Annotated in this window: 15 protein-coding genes and 2 pseudogenes; 10 read left to right on the top strand and 7 right to left on the bottom strand. The window is 72.8% G+C overall.

Annotated elements, in window-relative coordinates; translation table 11 throughout:
* Positions 1-16 precede the first annotated feature (16 nt).
* From FEF34_RS35935 to FEF34_RS44385, 5 genes and pseudogenes are all read left to right on the top strand, one after another.
* On the top strand, positions 17-655 hold the full coding sequence (locus tag FEF34_RS35935) for an Rv1733c family protein (protein WP_138056895.1): 639 nt from the start codon (positions 17-19) through the stop codon (positions 653-655).
* Between the two features lie 144 nt (positions 656-799).
* A complete protein-coding gene (locus FEF34_RS35930; RefSeq protein ID WP_138056894.1) occupies positions 800-1705 on the top strand; it encodes a universal stress protein in 906 nt (301 codons plus the stop codon).
* Between the two features lie 267 nt (positions 1706-1972).
* Positions 1973-3697 carry a SulP family inorganic anion transporter gene (locus FEF34_RS35925; RefSeq protein ID WP_138056893.1) on the top strand — a complete coding sequence of 575 codons (1725 nt, stop codon included), beginning with the start codon at positions 1973-1975 and terminating at the stop codon, positions 3695-3697.
* A gap of 332 nt (positions 3698-4029) precedes the next feature.
* Positions 4030-4959: a DUF4344 domain-containing metallopeptidase gene (locus FEF34_RS35920; protein WP_234042715.1), complete on the top strand. Its 930-nt coding sequence runs from the start codon at positions 4030-4032 to the stop codon at positions 4957-4959.
* A gap of 197 nt (positions 4960-5156) precedes the next feature.
* Positions 5157-5309, top strand: a pseudogene (locus FEF34_RS44385) (IS1380 family transposase); the annotation flags it as partial.
* Positions 5310-5423: 114 nt separating this feature from the next.
* Here FEF34_RS44385 and FEF34_RS35905 read toward each other — a convergent pair.
* The 4 genes and pseudogenes from FEF34_RS35905 to FEF34_RS35890 all read right to left on the bottom strand — a co-directional run.
* Positions 5424-5675: pseudogene (locus FEF34_RS35905) on the bottom strand (MFS transporter); the annotation flags it as partial.
* A 118-nt stretch (positions 5676-5793) separates the two neighbouring features.
* On the bottom strand, positions 5794-7350 hold the full coding sequence (locus FEF34_RS35900) for a GMC oxidoreductase (protein WP_138056892.1): 1557 nt from the start codon (positions 7348-7350) through the stop codon (positions 5794-5796).
* On the bottom strand, positions 7347-7913 hold the full coding sequence (locus FEF34_RS35895; protein ID WP_138056891.1) for a VOC family protein: 567 nt from the start codon (positions 7911-7913) through the stop codon (positions 7347-7349). The genes FEF34_RS35900 and FEF34_RS35895 overlap by 4 nt, the downstream gene beginning before the upstream one ends.
* Positions 7914-7946: 33 nt before the next feature.
* The gene (locus FEF34_RS35890; protein WP_138056890.1) at positions 7947-8993 is read right to left on the bottom strand and encodes an alcohol dehydrogenase catalytic domain-containing protein; all 1047 of its coding nucleotides are present in this window, start codon (positions 8991-8993) and stop codon (positions 7947-7949) included.
* 57 nt (positions 8994-9050) lie between these two features.
* Here FEF34_RS35890 and FEF34_RS35885 point away from each other — a divergent pair, with 57 nt between their 5' ends.
* On the top strand, positions 9051-9395 hold the full coding sequence (locus FEF34_RS35885) for a hypothetical protein (RefSeq protein WP_138056889.1): 345 nt from the start codon (positions 9051-9053) through the stop codon (positions 9393-9395).
* Here FEF34_RS35885 and FEF34_RS35880 read toward each other — a convergent pair.
* The gene (locus tag FEF34_RS35880) at positions 9293-10471 is read right to left on the bottom strand and encodes an acyl-CoA dehydrogenase family protein (protein ID WP_138056888.1); all 1179 of its coding nucleotides are present in this window, start codon (positions 10469-10471) and stop codon (positions 9293-9295) included. The two genes, FEF34_RS35885 and FEF34_RS35880, sit on opposite strands and share 103 nt — an antisense overlap.
* A 727-nt stretch (positions 10472-11198) precedes the next feature.
* On the opposite strand from FEF34_RS35880, the gene FEF34_RS35875 reads away from it, so the two are divergent.
* The 3 genes from FEF34_RS35875 (at position 11199) to FEF34_RS35865 (ending at position 15089) form a co-directional block, all read left to right on the top strand.
* Complete coding sequence (locus tag FEF34_RS35875; RefSeq protein ID WP_138056887.1) at positions 11199-13286, top strand: PQQ-binding-like beta-propeller repeat protein; 2088 nt, start codon at positions 11199-11201, stop codon at positions 13284-13286.
* Positions 13287-13591: 305 nt separating this feature from the next.
* Positions 13592-14107 carry a hydrogenase maturation protease gene (locus tag FEF34_RS35870; RefSeq protein ID WP_138056886.1) on the top strand — a complete coding sequence of 172 codons (516 nt, stop codon included), beginning with the start codon at positions 13592-13594 and terminating at the stop codon, positions 14105-14107.
* A gap of 289 nt (positions 14108-14396) precedes the next feature.
* Positions 14397-15089, top strand: coding sequence for a response regulator (locus FEF34_RS35865; RefSeq protein WP_138056885.1), 693 nt, complete (start codon positions 14397-14399; stop codon positions 15087-15089).
* A gap of 125 nt (positions 15090-15214) precedes the next feature.
* Here the strand turns inward: FEF34_RS35865 and FEF34_RS35860 are convergent, their stop codons facing one another.
* A complete protein-coding gene (locus FEF34_RS35860) occupies positions 15215-16951 on the bottom strand; it encodes a sensor histidine kinase (RefSeq protein WP_138056884.1) in 1737 nt (578 codons plus the stop codon).
* 420 nt (positions 16952-17371) lie between these two features.
* Entirely contained in the window at positions 17372-17662 is a 291-nt protein-coding gene (locus FEF34_RS35855) for a DUF1876 domain-containing protein (RefSeq protein WP_138056883.1), read from the bottom strand.
* A gap of 226 nt (positions 17663-17888) precedes the next feature.
* Between FEF34_RS35855 and FEF34_RS35850 the strand changes: the two genes are divergently transcribed.
* A complete protein-coding gene (locus FEF34_RS35850) occupies positions 17889-19517 on the top strand; it encodes an MFS transporter (protein WP_138056882.1) in 1629 nt (542 codons plus the stop codon).
* Positions 19518-19597 lie beyond the last annotated feature (80 nt).

The following is a 19597-nucleotide window of genomic DNA, read 5'->3' as shown; positions in this document are numbered from 1 at the left end:
AGCAGGGAGGCCCGTCATGGCACATGATCTCTCCGAGCCCCGGCGGCAAGGAACGTCGAGGCACAGTCTGTGGCGGCATCTGCTCCGCGCCACCGGCCGGGACACGGGACCGCTCGTCCGCCCCGCCGACCGCGCACACAGCCGTCTGGTGACGGAATGCGCACTCGCCGTGGTGGCGGCACTCGTACTCGCCGCCGTGGCCGCGTGGGGGACCTGGAACGCCGAGCACCGACGTGCGCTGGACGACCGGCAGCAGCGACAGCAGATCACGGCGACCACCGTGACGCGCGCGGCGGCGAGGACGAGCGAGAGCGGCTCCGGGCTCGCCGACGCGGCGCGCGCCGAAGCCACCTGGAGGGGCCCGGGGAAGGCCCGGCACAAGGGCGTCGTGGAGGTGCCGCTCGGGACCCCGGCGGGAAGTCCCGTCCGGATCTGGGTCGACGGCGACGGCGGGGTCACGAGGAGTCCCCGTACGCAGGCGGATGTGATCATGGCTACGGCGCTGGCCGGCGTGTCGGTGTTCAGCGCCCTCTCGGCCGCTTCCCTGGGCGTCTTCACCATCCGCGCCCGCCGGCTCGAGCGGCGGACACTGGAGACATGGGAAGCGGAGTGGACCGTCGTCGAACCGCGGTGGTCCGGCCGTCCGGGGACCTGACCCGGGGTGGGGCCGCGAAGGGCTCGGCCTGGGCCGGCCGGCGCGAGGCGGGGACCGCGAAGGGCCCGGACCGGGCAGAACCGGGGCCGCGCGAGGAGGTCCGGAGCCCGCGGGGGCGCGGCCCCGGACGTCGAAAGGGGAGCCATGGGCGCCCGAGCCGGGAACGACGGGGACAGGAACCGCGCGGCCGGAAGCGATGTGACCGGAAGCCCCGAGGTGATCGCCGGTCTGGACCCCCGGGGCCAGTCGCGCGGAGCGGTCTCCTGGGCGGCGGAGGAAGCCGCGCTCAGGGGCCTGCCGCTGAGACTCGTGGTGGCCGTGCCCTGGCTGGCGGACACCCGGCACGTCGACGCCGAACCGCAGCGCGTTTCCTTGCGCACGCAGGCCGGGCGGATACTCGAATCCGCCGCCGCTTGGGCCGCTGACGAGTACGCGCTCCCGGATCTGGTCATGGAGGTGTACGACGGAAGTCCGGTCGCCGCGCTGACCGCCGGATCCCGTCACGCGCAGTCGGTCGTGGTCGGCTCCCGGGACCTCAACCGCCTGGAGGAAGTGATCAGCACCGGTTCGGTCGTCGTGCCCCTCACCGCCCGGGCCGGGTGTCCCGTCGTCGTGGTACGCGAACCGTCGGCCGGGCGGTCCCGGCGGCCGCGCCTGGTGGTCGGAGTCGACGCCCGCTCTCCGTCCGCCGCCGCCCTCGGGTTCGCCTTCGGTGAGGCGGCCGTCCGCGGCGTCGCTCTCGACGCGGTCTTCGTGAGCGAGCCGCCCGTGCTGCCGTTCACTCGCCGGAAGCGGGCGGGAGAGAGTCAGCGCGAGATGCTCGCCGGGACCGTGACCGGCTGGTCGGAGAGGTATCCGGGCGTGGCGGTCGCCGAGGAGGTACTGAGCGGTGACCCGGTGGAGGAACTGGTGAGGGCTTCCACCTCGGCGGTCGCCGTCGTCGTGGGCCGGTCGCCCCGCCGGGCCGGCGCCGGGCTCAGAATCGGACGGGTGGTGCACGGGCTTCTGCACCGTGCGGGCTGCCCGGTCATCGTCGTTCCCCCGCAGTAGGCTGACCCGGCTCGGTACGGTACTCCGTCCCGTCCTCCCCGGGCCGTCGGCGCGGGGCGGGCCGCAGACGCCGGTACGGCATCGTGTGCGGAACGTGTCCGGAGAAGGAGGCCGCCATGGGTCAGGACCACGGTCAGCGGCGCTGGCGAACGGATCCCGCGGCCGGACACGAGGCCCGCCGGTCCGACGGGGACCGTCAGCCGGTGCCCCTTTCCGGCCGCCGGGGCGCGCTCGTCCTCGCTCGCCCCTCCTGCGCCGCGTCGGCCCGTGGCTGACCGGACCGCCGCACCGGGCGGCGGCCTCCACCGCGCGGTTCCCGGCCTCGCGGTGCTCGGTGCGTACCGGCGGGACTGGCTGCGCGGTGACCTGCTCGCCGGGGTCACCGTCGCCGCCTACCTCGTGCCCCAGGTCATGGCGTACGCGAGCGTCGCGGGCCTGCCGCCGGTCGTGGGGCTGTGGGCGATGCTTCCGAGCCTCGCCCTGTACGCACTGCTCGGCTCGTCCCGGCTGCTGTCGGTCGGTCCCGAGTCGACGACCGCGCTGATGACGGCGGCGGTCGTCGCGCCGCTCGCCGGGGGCGACCCCGTGCGGTACGCCGTCCTGGCCTCCGCTCTGGCCGTCGCCGTCGGACTGATGTGCCTCGTGGCGTGGGCGGCCCGGCTGGGGTTCGTCGCGGATCTGCTGTCACGGCCCGTCCTGGTCGGCTATCTCACCGGCGTGGCGCTGATCATGGTGGTCGGTCAGCTGACCGAGCTGACGGGTGTGCCGACGGAAGGGCAGGGCTTCTTCCAGCAGCTCGGGTCCTTCCTGTCACACCTGTCCGAGGCACATCCGGGGACGGTCGCCCTCGGTGCCGTGGCCCTGCTTCTGCTCTTCTCGGCGCTGCTGCTGCCCCGCGCCTTTCCCGGTCCGCTGCTGGTGGTGGCGCTCGGGACGGCCGCCGTGGCGGCGTTCGGGCTGGAGGCCCGCGGGATCGCGGTGGTCGGGGACATCCCCGCCGGTCTGCCGGGGTTCGCCCTGCCGGACCTCGGCGAGGTCCCCAGGCTGCTGCTGCCGGCCGTCGGGGTGCTGCTCGTCGGCTACACCGACTTCATTCTCACGGCACGCGCCTTCGTCACGGACGACGACGGACCGCGCCTGGACCCCAACCAGGAGCTGCTGGCCCTGGGCGCGGCGAACCTCGGCGCCGCCGTGCTGCGGGGGTTCCCGGTGAGCAGCAGCGCGAGCCGGACCGCTCTCGCCCGGTCCACAGGCGCACGCACCCAGGTGTACGGGCTCGTCGCCGGTGCCGCGGTGGTGGCCGTGCTGCTGTTCCTCAGTCCGCTGCTCCGCAGCACACCGACGGCCGTGCTGGGAGCGCTGGTCGTCTACGCGGCGGTCCGGATGATCGACCTGGCCGGATACCGGCGTCTGGCGTCCTTCCGCCGCCGGGAGCTGCTGCTCGCCCTCGGCTGCCTCACCGGGGTGCTCCTCCTGGGCATCCTGTACGGCGTGCTGCTGGCCGTGGCCCTGTCGGTGGCCGAGCTGCTGAGCCGGGTCGCGCGCCCGCACGACGCCGTCCAGGGCCTGGTGCCGGGGCTGGCGGGCATGCACGACGTGGACGACTACCCCGAGGCGCGGGTCGTCCCCGGCCTGCTGGTGTACCGCTACGACTCACCGCTGTTCTTCGCCAACGCGGAGGACTTCCGCCGCCGGGCCCTGGCCGCCGTGGACGAACAGGACTGCCCTGTGCGGTGGTTCGTGCTCAACACCGAGGCGAACGTGGCGGTCGACATCACCGCCCTCGACTCCGTCGACGCCGTGCGCGAGGAACTGACCGGCCGCGGCATCGTCTTCGCCCTCGCTCGCGTCAAGCAGGACCTGCGTGCGGAGCTGGACGCCTACGGACTGACCGCGTCGGTCGGCGAGGACCGGATCTTCCCCACCCTGCCGACGGCGATGGAGGCGTACCGGTCCTGGGTGCGTGGGCAGAAGGAGGGCCCCGAGCAGTAGGCGCAGACCCCGAGCAGTGCGCGGCGCCGCGCGGGGAGTACGGTCACAGCCGCCCCCACCGAACGGGCTAAATCCTCCGCAGATCACCGATTGTGCGGAAGGGGCCGCCGATCATGTTCCGCATGTCAGCCATGAGCCCCTCCTCCCTCGCCCGGCCGTCGTCACCGGCACATCCGCGTCCCCGCCGGCCGTACCGGCTCGCCGTGCTCGCCTCCCTCCTCCGGCCCCGGGACCCGGCCCGGGGACCGCGAGTGGGCGAGGGACCGCCCCGGGACCCCTGCCGGAAGGACCAGCGGCGGCAGGAGGGGCCCGGAGGGAGCGGACACGGCGCCGTGTCGAGGGCTGCGCTCGCGGCCGCGCTGCTCGTCGCCGCCCTCGCCGTCGCCTCGTGCGGCGGCGAAGGCGGGACGGCCGGCGGGAACGGCAAGGTCACGGTCGTCTACGAGGACGACACGATCAAGCCGAAGGACCGGCGAGCCGTGGCGGTTGTCCGTGAGTCCCGTGTGCTCGAACAGCTCGCCGACTGGGTGACCGAGTCGGTCGCCCTGCCGCACGACCTGGCCGTGAAGGTCACCGACAGGGTCCCGCCAGGGGTCACGGACGCGGTCACCCAGCCGGACGGCCGGACGATCTTCGTGCCCCCTCCCTTCCTGACCCGGATCGAGGGGGTCCTCGGCAAGGTGGTCAGGACCGTCGAGCGCCCCGCCCTGTTCCCCCGGACCGAGTGGAACGCCGACGACCTCACCGCGCTGTCGACCCAGTTCGTCTTCGGCCACGAGATGGGCCATGCCCTTCAGCGGCAGCTGCTGCTCGCGAACCTCGGACTCGAGGAGGACGCCGCCGACGGGTTCGCCTCGTTCTACACGGTCAACGAGGTCGGACCGGGCCCCTCGGTCGCCGCCGCGATCCTCTTCGACGAGCTCGCCCGCGAGGAGGGCGAGCTGACACTGGAAGGGCTGTCCAGCGATCATCCCGTCACGCAGCAGCGGGTGTTCACCTTCCTCTGCTACCTCGAGGGGAGCGACCCGAAGAAGTACCACGGGCCGCTGGTCGGCGCGGGGTACCTGCCGGAGTCCCGGGCCCCGCTGTGCCCGCAGGCGTGGGCGATGCTGGACTACGGCTGGTGGACCCAGCTCGCGCCGCACTTCAGCGAGGCGTTCGAGGAGCGGGGGGACAGGGCGCAGGAGAAGTCGCGCGACCGCCTGATCGCGGAGATGAATGCCCTGGGGAAGAAGCTCGACGAGCTCCGCAGCCGGCAGTGAGTTCCCCGGCGGTCGTCTTGCCGGTTCCCGTCGTCCCTCAGGACACGATCTCGCGGGACGCGCCGCGCAGTGGTTCGCCGAGGAGGTCGATGTCCGCAGGGCGACCGCAGGGCATCTCGCGAAGCCGCTGCGCGGACACCGCGAACGGCTCGGGACCCGCAAGGGCACCCGCGCGCTCGGCGTCTTCAGGCTGCGGGGGCCTGCTGGACGGCCGGCCCACGGGCACGCGGCTGATCGTCCGCAAGGAGAAGCCGCACCCCGGGGCCCAGTTGAGGATCACGGACGCGGACGGCATGCGGCTGACCTGCTTCGCCACCAACACCTCGGACCGGCCGATCGCCGACCCCGAGGCCGTCCGGAGCTGGCACCAGGAGACCTGGCCCAAGATCCGCGCGAAGGAGCAGGCCGAAGGCGGCGAGATCCTCTTCGCCGGCCAGGTCGGCATCCGCTCCGACCACCAGGTCACAGGCGAAGGGAAGGGCGGCCCCCACGGCGCTGACGGCGAAGAGGAGGCCGGCCATACGCATGCAGCGGACGCGTCCGAACCGGTCGGCCGGCCTGCCGACGGTCGACGCCCCGACGGCACAGCCGACGAGAGCGGCGGCGACGACCTGGCCGAGCGGACCGGGACCGATGTCGTACCGGCTCTGGATCGCCTCCACGGCGCCGTTGACGACCGAACTGTCGTAGCCGAACAGGCCCCCCATGGCGGCCGACCCGGAGACCAGCACGACCCGTCTCAGACCACCTGGTGGCAGTCGGACGTCCGGTGGGACGCGGGGGAGGCCATCGGTGTCCCTCCCGTCTGTCGGCCCCTCGCCGATGTCGGATCGGTCAGGCGGGCAGAAGGCCGCCTTGCCGGGCCGTGCGCAGGGCCTGAGCCACGATCGTCAAGGTGGGGTTGACCGCCGCGGACGAAGGGAAGAACCCGGCATCCACCACGAACAGGTTCCGCACGTCGTGGCTGCGGCAGTACCCGTCGAGGACCGAGGTACGGGGATCCGTCCCCGCGACGACTGTGCCGCATTGGTGCCCGGTGGCCGCGGGGCCCATGGTGCGGAACGAGGTCAGCGGATACCCGGCGTCGCGCATGTGGGACCGCACCGTCGACACCAGCCGGTGGTGCGCGCGGATGTTCCTCGCCCGCCGGTCGACGACGATCCTGCCTCCGCGGAGTACGACCCGGTTGCCCGGGTCCGGCAGGTCCTCCGACATGACCCACCAGTCCACGCTGCGCCGCAGCAGCCAGGCCAGGACGGGACCGGGCACGTAAGGGTAGAGGCCCGCCACGGCCGGTGGATAGACCTTCCCCATGAGCTGCAGATTGCCCATCGGGTAGGGGAATCCCGGTCCACCGCGGTAGAAGTCGTTCACCGCCAGCGTCTTCTGGTAGCGCACGGTGTTCCTGCGGCGGGGGTCGACGGCGAGGACCACGCTGTTGTTGTGGAACATGAGGTTGCGTCCGACGAGCCCGCTGCTGTTGGCGACGGTGTGGTCCCCGGCCCCGGCGGGAGACCGCAGAAGCAGCACAGCGCTGTTGACGGCCCCGCACGACACGACGACCACGCCGGCCCGGACTCGCACCGTGCGTCCGGCGCGCACAGCGCTGATCCCGGTGACGCGCCTCCCCGTGGGGTCCGTGTGCAGACGTGTGGCGCGCGTCCCGGTCAGGAGCCGGACCGTGTCACTCCGCAGGGCGGGCCGCATGGCCACGACTTCGGCGTCGCTCTTCGCGCTGACGAGGCAGGGGAAGCAGTCGCACGTGCCGCAGCGCACACAGGGCTCGCCCGGTCCGCGCTGTATCCCGAGTTCGAGGTGGTGCGGATGCAGTCCCCCTCGCTCCAGCGCGGCGGACAGTTCCGCGACCATGGGCTCGTGCGCCACGGGCGGATACGCGAACGGAGTGCTCCGGGGCGGCTCCGTCGGGTCGACACCGCTCCGCCCGTGCACCTTGAAGAGCCGCTCGGCTTCCCCGTAGTAGGGCTCCAGATCGGCGTACGCGAAGGGCCACGCCGGTGACATACCGTCCAGGTGTTCGACGACGCCGAAGTCGCTCTCGCGCATCCGGATCAGCGCCGCGCCGTAGATCTTCGTTGCTCCCCCCACGTTGTAGTAGGCCATGGGCCGGAAGCGTTCTCCCGAGGGAGTGCTCCAGGTCTCGGTCGTGTCGTACCGCCGCTGCCCGAGGACGGCCTCCGGCTCCCAGTTCTCCGGCTCGTGCGGGAGGAAGTCGCCGCGCTCCAGGACGAGGACACGCGCCCCGCTGTCGGCCAAGGCCCAGGCGGTCGTCGCCCCGCCGGCTCCCGACCCCACGACGGCGACGTCGGCCCGGTACTCGTCCTGGTCCGCGACCACGACGGGAGGGGTCCCGGGACCCCAGACGGCGCTCACGGGACCTTCCCCGCAGACGTCTCAGGCTTCTCGGGCCGGAACAGACGGGCAGGGGTGTCCTCCTCATAGGCCAGTCCGGTCGGCGCGGAGACGAGTTCGAGGTACAGGCCCACCGGCGTCGAGAAGTAGATCCAGCGGGTACCGGCGATGGGTCCCCCGTCGACGACGTCGGACTCCCCCAACGGCACCACCCCTTGCTGCCGTTCGAGGTAGGCGAACGAGGCATCGAAGTCCTCCGTCCACACGGCCAGGTGATGACCTCCCCAGTCGCTGTTCCTCGGATGGCGGCGTCGCTGGTCGGGGGCCCGGTACTCGAAGAGTTCGATGTTGGTGGCCGGTCCGAACCGGAGCATGGCGATCTCCATGGCCGCGTGCTCGTGCACGTTGAGGTGGTCGGACATCCACGAGCCGTCGGGGTCCGAGACGGTTCCCAGGCGGTACAGCACCTCGGCTCCCAGGACCTCGGTGAAGAAGGCGACGGCGGACGACAGGTCCGGGACGGTCAGCCCCAGATGGTGCACCCCGGTGGCCCCGGGTATCCGGATGTACGGGGGCTGCGTCATGGATGCCTCCTGGCGTGGGAGGGTCGGATCGGTTCAGGCGTCGCCGAGCACGACGGAGACCTTCACGTCCTCCGGGTGGTGGCGGACGGCGTACTCGGCCTCCTCCAGAGGAAGGCGTCTCGTCACGAACCGAGGCAGCCAGTTCACCGGGGCGGCGAGCAGGGCGTCCTGGGCCTGCTGGAAGTGCCGCGGCCCCGCGCTGACCGAACCGAAGACGGACTGGTTGCCGAGGACCGTGGACCGGCTGGACACCGGCGCGGCCACGCCGTCGTCGGCGGCGATGCCGAGCAGGCACAGGACACCGTGGGGCGCGAGCCCCCGGGAGACGCCGGAGATCACCTCCGGGGCCGCGGTGGTCTCGACCACGACGGCGGGTCGGACCCGGCGTGCCACCTCGTCGGCACGGCCGGAATGGAAATGGGCTCCCAGGTCCCTCACGAGAGCCGCCCGGAGCCCGCCGTCGCGGTCGAAGACGTGGGTCTCCCGTTCCCGCTGCCGGGCGAACAGCGCCGCGAGCAGACCGATGGGCCCGGCGCCCGTCACGAGCACACGCTCGGATGCGCTCCAGAACCCGGCTTCCAGCTGGGCGATCGTCTCCCACGCCTTCGCCACCACACTGGCCGGTTCGATCAGGATGCCCACGTCCCGCAGGTTCTCGGCGACGGGGACGAGATGCTCGGGCCGGGCCGTCCACAGCTCGCTGCCGTAGCCGTCGAGCGAGGTGATGCCCGTCTCGGTGTAGCGGCCGTTGAGGCACCCGTGGGCCTCTCCGGCGGAGCAGGCCGCGCACGGCTCGGGGTCCGGCCGTCGTACCACCCCGATCACCAGGGTTCCCTCGCGCAGGGGATGGGCCGAGGAGGGCGCCCGACTCACCCGGCCCAAGCCCTCGTGGCCGAGGACGAACCAGGATCGTCCGGGGGGCGGTGTGCCGAAGAGTCCGGAGCAGATTTCGCGATCCGTCCCGCAGATTCCCAATTCCAGTCCCGACACCAGGACTTCGTCCTCCAGGGGGCGCGGATCTGGCACTTCGCTGATCCGCATACCGGGTCTTCCGCTCCCGCGTACGGTGATAGCGCGCATGACATCACCAGATCGAAAACACGGTGTACTCCGTTTCTCACCGTACGCCGCCGCGCCGTGCGCCTCAAGGATTCGCCCCCACCCGGACGGCCGCGTCGCCGCACGACGTTGCTGCTCGACCTGGACGGCCTGGCCGTCACGCGGGTGGAGCGGCTGGAGGACGGCACCCGCCGGGTGCACCTGATCACCGCCGATGAGCAGGGCCTGCCCCGAGGGTGGGTGTTCGCCACCCGGGTGAAGGGCTCCGCGACGACCCGGCCCCGCGATCCGCCGTACGGCGAGGGCGGGCTGGAGTTCGGTCAGCGCCTGACTCGTGGCATCCCGAGTCCGATCCAGGAGATGATCTCGCGCTGGATCTCGTTGTTGCCACCACCGAAGGTGAAGATCACGGCGGAACGGTAGCCGCGCTCCAGCGAACCGTGGAGGACGGCCCCGGCCGAGCCCTCCTTGAGCGGGCCGGCCGCCCCGACGACCTCCATCAGCCACGCATAGGCGTCACGGCGGGCCTCCGACCCGTACACCTTCACGGCCGAGGCGTCCTGCGGGGTGAGCGAGCCGTCCTGGACGGCGCCGACCATCTGCCAGTTGAGCAGCTTCATCGCATCGAGCCGGACGTGCGTGCGGGCAAGGCGCCCCCGCACCCAGCCGAGGTCGATGACACGCCTCCCGTCGGCGAGCTTGGTCGCGGCCGCCCAGCGCTGGACGTCGTGGAGGGCACGGATGGCCATGGTGCCGTGGGCTGCCAGGGTGACGCGCTCGTGATTGAGTTGATTGGTGATCAGCCGCCACCCCTTGTTCTCCTCGCCCACCCGGCGGGAGACGGGCACCCGGACGTCCTCGTAGTAGCTGGCGGTGGTGTCGTGCGAGGCGAGCGTGTTGATGATCGTGCAGGAGTAGCCCGGGTCGGACGTCGGCACGAGCAGCATGGTGATTCCCTTGTGCGGCGGCGCGTCCGGGTCGGTCCGGACGGCGAGCCACACCCAGTCCGCCGTGTCGCCGTTCGTGGTCCAGATCTTCTGGCCGTTGACGACGTAGGTGTCGCCCTCGCGCACGGCACGGGTCGTGAGCGAGGCGAGATCGGTGCCCGCGCCCGGCTCGCTGTAGCCGATGGCGAAGTCGATCTCGCCGGAGAGGATCCGCGGCAGGAAGTACGCCTTCTGCTCGTCGGTGCCGTACTGCATGATCGTCGGACCGACCGTGTTGAGTGCCATGAGCGGCAGCGGTACGCCCGCCTGCGCCGCCTCGTCGAAGAAGATGAACTGTTCCATCGGCGTCAGCCCGCGCCCGCCGTACTCCTCCGGCCAGCCGACGCCGAGCCACCCGTCGGTGCCGAGGCGGCGGATCGTCTCCCGGTAGAAGCGCTTCTGCGCGGCGGGTTCCCCGTAGCGGGCGTAGGCGTTGCCGGGGACGAGCCCGTCGAAGTAGGCACGCAGCTCGGCGCGCAACTGCTGCTGTCCCTGCGTGTATTCCAGGTGCACGGGTCCCTCCAGGCGTCTCGTGCCGGCGTGCGTCCCTGCGGCGGCACAGAGTAGAACGCGTTCCAGGAATCCGGAAGAGACGTGCGCGGGCGGGAAACGCCGGGACTCACTGTCCGGGGCCCGGAGGCCGGATCCGGTCACCCCGCCGCCCACCGTCCCACCGCCGCCGTCGAGCACCGCGACGCCACCGCCGCCGCGCCGGGTCCGACGCCCGCCGACGAACGGAGGCACGAGTCCGTCCCGACGGACGGCCCGGGTACCGCCCCCGGCTCGGCGACACCCCGCCCCCGCACGGCAGGGCCTGTCACAACCCGGCGCACGGGGGACCCTCCTGCCCGGCGCCGGCGGCGGCCGTGGTGCGTGTCACGGGCCGCGGGCCGCGTCGTCCGGGCGCCCGGGCGTCCGGGCGTCCGGGCGTCCGGGCGTCCGGGCGTCCGCGGCGAGGATGCCTCTCGGCCGCGGCCTCCCCTCGGCGCGCCGCGAACGTCGTCACGGACGGTGACGACACCGGGCGCGCGGCGACGGATGGGGCATGCGGGGGGGGGTGTGCCGAGCCGGCACCCCTGCCCCTCGTCCACCCTCCATCCCATTGCCGACAACCCGCCCCATCCGCCCCGCTTTCCGGCGAGTGGCTGAAACTGCATCAGAAACCGCTCGTGGCAAGGTGTTTCCGGAGAAGCCGCTGGTCATCCTCTAGGGAACGGTCCGCATCCCCTGGGAGGCTCGCATGGAACGCAGGCGGTTACTGCATGCCGGAGCCGGGCTCGTCGCGGCGTCCGTGGTGGGTCCCGTGCTCGCCCCGGCCACGGCTCAGGCCCGCACGGCCGACGGCACGGGTGCGCCGGGCGCCCCGGGCGCGGAGAGCAGAGCGGCCTCGACCGGCACGGCCGGCCGCTGTTCGGGTCCGGCGGTCTCGACGTACGGCATAGCGACGTACACCGCGGCGATCGTCGGCATGACCGTTCTCGGCGGTCACGCCTACGTGGTGGCACGCGGCCAGAACCCGCCGCTGCTGGGAGAGATCGACCTGGCGTCGGGGAAGCTCACGAGGACGGTACGGCTCTCGCGCGGCGAGGGCGGCTGGGCTGCGACGGTCTCCGGCGGACAGGTGTACGTGGGCACCTACCCCGTCCCGGACCTGTACCGCTTCGATCCGGCGACCGGATCGGTGGCGCAGCTCGGCACGATAGGGCCTTCGGGCGGTTTCGTCTGGTGCCTGACGACGGCTCCGGACGGGACGGTCTACGCGGGCACGTATCCGCGCGGCGAGGTCTGGGAGTACTCGCCGTCGACCGGTGTGCTGCGCAACCTGGGCATCGCGATGCCGGGCGAGCAGTACGTGCGCGCGATCGCCGCCGACGACCGCTACGTCTACGCCGGCACGCTTCCGCTCGGCCACATCGTCGCGTACGACCGTGCCACGGGCGCGAAGCGTTCCATCACCCCGACGCCGTACGGCGGAGCCGCGTGTCTGCTCGCCGCGGGCGGACGGGTGGTCGGCGGGTTCGGCAGGTCCGTCGTGGATTTGGCACCCGACGGGAGCGACGCGCGGGTCATCCCGATACCGGCCGCGGAGCGTCTCGTCGACGCGATCACGTCGACCGGCGACGGCACGGTCTACTGCGTCGGCCGCCCGACGGGAACGGTCTACCGGCGCGACGGCGACGCCCTCGTGCCGGTCGCCGCGCCCACGCCGCTCGACGAGCACCGGGCGCTCTTCCCGCTCCCGGACGGCAGGCTGCTGGGCGGCGCGGGCAGCGGCCGGCTGTGGTGGCTGGACCCGGCAGGCGGGGGGTCCACCACGGTGGAACTGATCGACACGGCCATGGCGGGCCCGGACCCCGTGCAGTCCATCACCATGGGCACGCGTGGGGCGGTGCACGTCGGCGGGCACTTCTCCATCACGACCCACCGGCCCGCCCAGGGCACGAGCCGGCGGATCCCGGTGTCCGGCGAGCCGAAACAGCTGCGCACGGCCTGCGACCGCGTCTACGCGGCGCTCTATCCGAGCACGGAGGTGCTGGAGCTCGACCCGGACCGCGGCAGCATCCGTTCGCTCGGGTTCATCGACAACGATCAGCAGCGCCCGACGGACATGGTGTACGAGCGGGCGACGGACCAGTTCCTCATCGCGTCCGCCCCGCCGGCCGGCCGGCTCAAGGGTGCGCTGACCCTGGCGGACCGGGCGAGACGGCGGCTGACGGTGCACCAGGACGTGATCACGGACCAGAGCGTGATGTCCCTGGCCCTGGACGACCGCCTGGGCACCCGGATCGCGTATCTCGCCGGGGACACCTGGGGCGGCGGAAGCGTGACCCCGACCCGGCCGAGCGCGACGATCGTCGCCTTCGACCTGCGGCGCCGCAAGGTGCTGTGGGAGGTCGCGCCGTTCGAGGGATACGCGAGCCTGCAGCACATCGAGGTGCTGGACGGAGTGCTGTACGGGGTCTACAAGCGGCTGGCGGGCATGTGGTTCGCCATGGACCTGAAGACCCGAACGGTGCTGAGGTCGGGGAGGCTGCCGAGCTACGGCGAGCTGACCGTGCAGCGCGGACAGGTGTTCGCCTCGGTCTTCGGCGGACTGGTGTACCGGATCGGCCCCGGTCTCGACGAGGCCCAGCCGATCCTCTCCGGCCTCGGCGACGGCTGGTACACCCCCCCTCAGCTGGCCTGGGAGCCACGGTCCTGGCACGCCTGGGGCGTGTCCGGCCGGGAACTGGCGCGGCTGCGTCTGGACCCGGACTGCGTCTCCATGAACCGGGCCGGGGTCAACCCGCCGGACGAGGCGGTCCTGGAGTCGCTGCTGGCCAACTGAAGCGGGCACGGAGAGCAGGACGACCGGGGCCGGCGGCACGGACGAGCCCAATGCCCCGGACGACCGGACGGTACGAGAACGGCGACAGCGGCGGCCTGCCGTGGGAGCCGGAGGAGGCGGCAGGCACCGCATCGCCGGGCACGGGCGACGCTCCGGCGGCCCCGTGCCAGGTTCGGGGCCGCCGCCCCGCGCCCGGCCGAGGTGCACCGGCCGGGGCGAGGTGGTCCCGCCAATTGGGCCGTTCGGCCCATGCGCGCCGCCGCGCGCGCACGCCAGCGTGGTGGGAGCACGACAGGAGACACGCCATGGATCTCCGTACACGCATCGCGCTCATCGGACTGGGCAGCGACTCCCGGCGGGACGAGGGAGTGGGCTGGGCCGTCGTCGACGCGCTCCGCGAACGCGCCTTGGAGCGGCCCCTCCCCCCGGAGGTCGACCTGGAGACCAGCAACGGGGAGCCCGCGCGGCTGGTGGGTCTGTGGCACGACGTGGCCCTGGCGGTGGTGGTGACCAGCGCACACGCGTATCCCGGCGAGCCCGGCAGGGTGGTCCGCCGGGAGTTCGATGCGGACGGGCTCTCACTGCCCGCGCACGGAGAGCCGCACGATCGCGTACTGAACGAGGCCCTGGAGCTGTCCCGCCTGCTCGGCAGGCTGCCCGGCCGGCTGGTGGTGTACGCGGTGCAGGGAGCCGACTCCTCGCTCGGAACCGGCCTGTCGCCGACGCTCGCGGCCATGGTCGAGTCCCTGGCCGACCGTGTGGAGCGGGAACTCGTCCACGAGTGGACACCGGCGGCGGCCGTACGGCCGTGTCACTCGTGAGCCGCGGAACTACGCGCCGGCGTCGTCGGCCCGGAGGGGCCGCTCCGGGCGGCCCGACCGGGTGCCCGTGCGCCGTGCCCGTGCGGCCGACGGAGCGCCGTGCCCACGCGGCCTGCCCGCAGGTCGGGGCGGCGCGGACCGCGTACGGGAAGACGGTGCACCGGGGGACGCTGGACGGTGTACCCGGGGAGGGGACGGGGAAGGGGGGCCGCCGACGAGCGTCCGGCCCGGTTGCCGTGCTCTCCCGAGCGGACGTGATCAGGTGGGACGACACACCTGGAGGGCTGAGATGTCCGAGGCACCGGTCTACTCCGAGGAATCGCCCATCAGGGTGTTCCTCCTCGACGACCACGAGGTCGTCCGGCGCGGGCTGCACGACATGCTCGACGCCGAACCCGGCATAGAGGTCGTCGGCGAGGCGGCGAACGCCGAACAGGCCCTGGCCCGGGGGCCTGCGCTGCGCCCCCACGTCGCGGTCCTGGACGTACGGCTGCCCGACGGCGACGGCGTCACGGTCTGCCGGGAGCTGCGCTCCCGCATGCCGGAGCTCGCATGTCTGATGCTGACGTCCTTCGACGACGAGGACGCCCTGCTCGACGCGATCATGGCGGGGGCCTCGGGCTATGTCCTCAAGCAGATCAAGGGGTCCGACCTGATCTCCGCCGTGCGGACGGTGGCGACGGGGCAGTCGATGCTCGATCCCTCCACCACGGCGCGGCTGATGCACTCGCTGCGGGACCCGGAGACCGCGCAGCCGGCCGAGGACGAACGCCTCGCGGCCCTCTCGACGCGGGAACGCGACGTGCTCGACCTGATCGGCGAGGGCCTGACGAACCGCCAGATCGGCAAGCGGCTCTACCTCTCGGAGAAGACCGTCAAGAACCACATCTCACGACTGCTGTCGAAGCTCGGCGTGGAGCGCCGCGTCCAGGCGGCGGTCATCGCCGCACAGGCCCACGAACACGACGAACCGCGCGCCTGAGCGCGCACACGGCCGCCGTCGCCACGCACGGCCCTCCCGGACGGGGCCCGCCCGCCGAGAGGCGGTCCGGATGACCGGGGCTGCTCGGGGCGGGCGCCCGCGCCGTCGCCACCGGCACGGCCGCCTCACCCGTCGTCGCGCAGCGGCACGGTCCAGACCAGCCGGGTGCCGCCGGCGATGCCGCGGGTCACGACGAGCTCCCCGGACAGCTGCTCGGCGCGTTCCTCCAGGTTGCGCAGTCCGCTGCGGCGGCCGTGCGGGCTGATGCCGATGCCGTCGTCGGTCACGGTGACGGACATCCGGCCGGCGCGAGCCGCGATGGTGACCTCCGCCCTCGACGCCCGGGCGTGGCGCGCGACGTTCGCCAGGGCCTCACCGAGCACGGCGACCGCCTCGTCGGCGACGTGGCGCGGCACCTCGGTGTCGATGAGTCCCTCCATGCGCAGCGCGGGTGCGAACCCGAGGGCCGGTGTGGCCTCCTCCACGGCACCTACGGCCCGCGCCCTGAGACCCGGGAGCACGCCGGTGGCCTCGTGCTCACGGAGTCCGAAGATCGTCGAACGAATGATCTTGATCGTGGAGTCGAGGTCGTCGATGGCGCGTTCCAGCCGCTCGGCGGCCACCGGGTGGTCCACGAAGCGCTGGGCGCTCTGGAGTGTCATCCCCGTCGCGAACAGCCGCTGGATGGCGAGGTCGTGCAGGTCCCGGGCGATGCGGTCCCGGTCGGCCAGCAGGCTCACCTGCTCGGCGTCCCGGCGCCGGTCGGCCAGTTCCATGGCGAGGGCCGCCTGGCCGGCGAACCCGGACAGCGGGGCGGTCTCCGGGTCGCCGAAGGCGATCCTGCCCGCGGCACGGGCCAGCATGAGCACGCCCCGCAGCTTCTCCGGGTCGCCGACCAGCACCGCCATCGCCGGCCCGACGTCCTTCCAGCGTTCCGGCCGGAACGTGACACGCGGGTCCTCGGCCGCGTCGGGCGTGGTGAGCAGCCCGGTCTCGCTCAGCACGGCGGCCCTGGCCAGGGTGCCCTCGCCCCTCGGCAGCACCACGCCGAGATGGCGCTCGGCACCCTCGCCGTGAGCGAGGGCACAGCGCAGGTTCCCGTCGGGTTCGGTGAGGTAGACGAGACCGAGGTCGGCGCAGGAGATCCGGCGGGCCCGGTCGAGCATCATCTCCAGCACCTCGGACTCCGAGGCGCCGGAGAGCAGGGCGCTGGTGCACTCGGCGCTCGCCGCGAGCCACCGCTCGCGGGACCGGGTCTCCTCGAACAGCCGGGCGTTCTCGATGGCGATTCCGGCCGCGACGGCGAGCGTCGCCAGGACGGCCTCGTCCTCGTCGTCGAAGGAGGCCCCACTGCGCTTCTCGGTCAGATAGAGGTTGCCGAACACCTCGTCGCGCACCCTGATGGGCACGCCGAGGAAGGAGTGCATCGGAGGGTGGTGCGCGGGGAAGCCGGAGGAAGCCTCGTGGTCCGCGAGTTCGGCGAGCCGGAGCGGTGCGGGATGCCGGATCAGCTCACCGAGGAGTCCGTGTCCCGAGGGCAGGTCCCCGATCCGTCCGCGCAGTTCGTCGCTGATGCCCACGGGCAGGAACTGCGACAGGCGCTTGTCGCCCCCGATCACGCCGAGGGCCCCGTACTCGGCGTCCACGAGGACGACCGCCGCCTCCACGATCTCGCGGAGCACCTGCGACAGGTCGAGCCCCTGGCCCACCGAGAGGACCGCCTCCAGCAGGCCGTTGAGCCTGTCCCGGGTACCGCGCACCTCGTCGATGCGCACCTGGAGTTCTTCGAGGAGTTCGTCGAACCTCAGCCGCGGGACCCGGCCCCGGTCCTGGCCCGCTTCGCTCCGGACGTCGCCGCCCATGACACCTCCGCCGGTGTCGAACGGTCATCGCGCGCTACGCGCAGTTCTCACGGTAGCCCGGAGGAAGTCGGGGTGCGCGGTCGACGGAGCGCGCCCGGGCCGGTCCCCGGTGGCCCCGAGGGATCCCGTGCCCGCGTCCTGGGCGCGCGGAAGGCGGAAAGGGCCCATCCACTTCTCGTGGATCCTGATTGCGCGGTGAGCGTTCCGACCGTTTCTCCGCGTCCTCTGTAGGAGCCCTTTCCGTCTCTTCCATGGAATCACCGGTCGACGGGTACCGCCAGGGCCCACCGGCCCCACAGCGGCACCGTCCGGGCCCTTCCGGGGTCCGAGCGCCGGGCTTTCGCTCGTCTCCTGAGTCGGCCGAGTGAGTCGGAGGCCAAGGGCTTGCGGGGCATCAAGGTGTTGCTTCCCTGCAAGCCCTCAGGCCGAGGGCCAGCCGTACGGGGCCGCGACCGTGCTCTCCGGCCCCGCGCCCACCGCCTCGAGGTCCTGGTCCGCCACCCGCATCAGCTGCCGGGCGAGGTCGCTCATGGCCCGGCTCGCCGCGAGTTCGTCGCCGATCTCGGGAACGTCCACGTCCTGCGGGTTGCAGCGCGCGGTCCCGTGGCCGGTGAGCTTCGCCGTGCCGGTGTCCAGGTCCATCCTGGCCCTGGTCGTCCCGTCCTCCTCGGACAGGTACATGCGGACCTTCCATTCCAGCGTCCGTGTCATGGCGTACCTCCTCGCCCGCGTACGGACCGGCGCCTGCGGACCGGCGCGGCACCGCCCTCGCTCCAGGATCCCCCGCGCGCGTGCGCCCGCGCGACCGAGCCGGGGGCGGGGCCCCACCGGAGACGGGGAGGGCGGGCGCGGGCGACGCCGGAGTCGCAGGAGGTCACGACGGCTGGGACGCTGGGCTGGATGCTCCATCCCGTCGGCGACCGCCGGAGGTGCGGCCATGCGGAGGTGGCGGGCCCTGCTCGTCCTCGGGACGGCCCAGTTCCTCGTAGTTCTGGACACCTCGGTGATGAACGTGTCGATCAGCCGGCTGGTCGAGGACTTCGACACCGAGGTCACGGCGATCCAGGCCGTGATCACCCTGTACACCCTGGTCATGGCCGCCTTCATGATCACTGGAGGTCGGCTGGGGGACTCGTTCGGGCGGCGCCGCACGTTCGCGGTGGGCCTGGCCGTCTACGGGGTGGGATCCGCGATCACGGCGGTCGCCCCGGCGCTGTGGGTGCTGGCCGCCGGCTGGTCGGTCGTCGAGGGGCTCGGCGCCGCGCTGGTCCTGCCCGCGCTGGCAGCCCTCGTGGCGGGTGCCTACCGCGGTCGTGACCGTGCCGTGGCGTACGGCGTCATCGGCGGACTCGCCGGGGCCGGCATCGCGGTGGGACCACTCCTCGGAGGGTGGGTCACGACCTATCTGACGTGGCGGGTGGTCTTCGCCGGCGAGGTGGTCGTCGTCCTGGCGCTGCTGTGCTGCGTCCGCTGGATCGACGACCGTCCCGCCACCGGTCCCCGGGTGCGAATCGACGGCGTCGGCGCCGCGCTGTCGGCCGTCGGCCTCGGGCTGGTGGTCCTGGGAGTGCTGCAGAGCAGTTCCTGGGGGTGGGTGCAGCCGCGCAACGCCCCGTTCACGGTGTTCGGCTTCGCGCCCACACTCGCCGTCATCGCCGCAGGAGCGGTCGTACTCGCGCTGTTCCGGGCCTGGGAGCGCCGGCGGGAGGAGCGGGCCCGGGACCCGCTCGTACGGTTCTCCCTCTTCGGCGTCCCTCCGCTGCGCGCGGGGCTGGCCATGCTGCTGTGCCAGAACCTCGTGCTGCTCGGCCTGTTCTTCGTCATCCCGCTGTACCTGCAGATCGTCCTCGGCTTCGACGCCTTCCAGACCGGCCTCAGGCTGCTGCCCGTCTCGGTCACCATGCTCGTCGCCTCTCTGAGCGGGCCCTTCCTCGGCCGGATCGCGAGCCCGCGCACGGTGGTGCGGATCGGTCTGCTCGTCCTGTTCACCGCCGTGCTGTGGCTCCTCGCCGGGATCGAGCCGCAGATCGAGGACGTCCAGTTCGCGCTGTCGATGGCCGTGCTCGGTCTGGGCATGGGACTGCTCGCCTCGCAGCTCGGCAACATCGTGCAGTCCGGCGTCGGGGAGGCGGACCGCAGCGAGGCGGGCGGTCTGCAGTACACGGCCCAGAACCTCGGGTCCTCCCTGGGGACCGCGCTCATGGGCTCCATCCTGATCGGCGCGCTGGTCGGCGTGTTCACCGGGCAGATCGAGAACGACCCCCGTGTTTCGGACGCCGCCCGTGAGCAGACCGGCATCGCCGTCGAGGCCGGGGTCAGCTTCGTGAGCACCGAGGAGGTACGGGCTGCGGCCCAGCGGGCGGCGCTGCCGCCGGCCGAGGTGGACGCTCTCGTCTCCTCGTACGCCGAGGCGCAGCTCGGCAGCCTGAAGGCGGCGATCCTGACCGCGGCCGGGGTGACGCTCGCGGCGTTCCCGTTCACCCGCCGGCTGCCCACCTCCCGGCCGGGCCGGGAACGGGACGACGAGGCCGGAGGCGACGGCGGAGGCGACCGGGCCGCGGTATGACACCCGGCGGGTACCCACGAGCCGTGGGCGGGCCCGGGGCCGAAACGGCCTGCGGCCCCCGGGCCGGTGGGTTCGGCCGC

The sequence above is a fragment of the Streptomyces marianii genome (assembly GCF_005795905.1).
Classification (GTDB): Bacteria; Actinomycetota; Actinomycetes; order Streptomycetales; family Streptomycetaceae; genus Streptomyces; species Streptomyces marianii.
The sequence above is the reverse complement of the archived record's forward strand: the minus strand, read 5'-3'. Positions and strand labels throughout refer to the sequence as shown.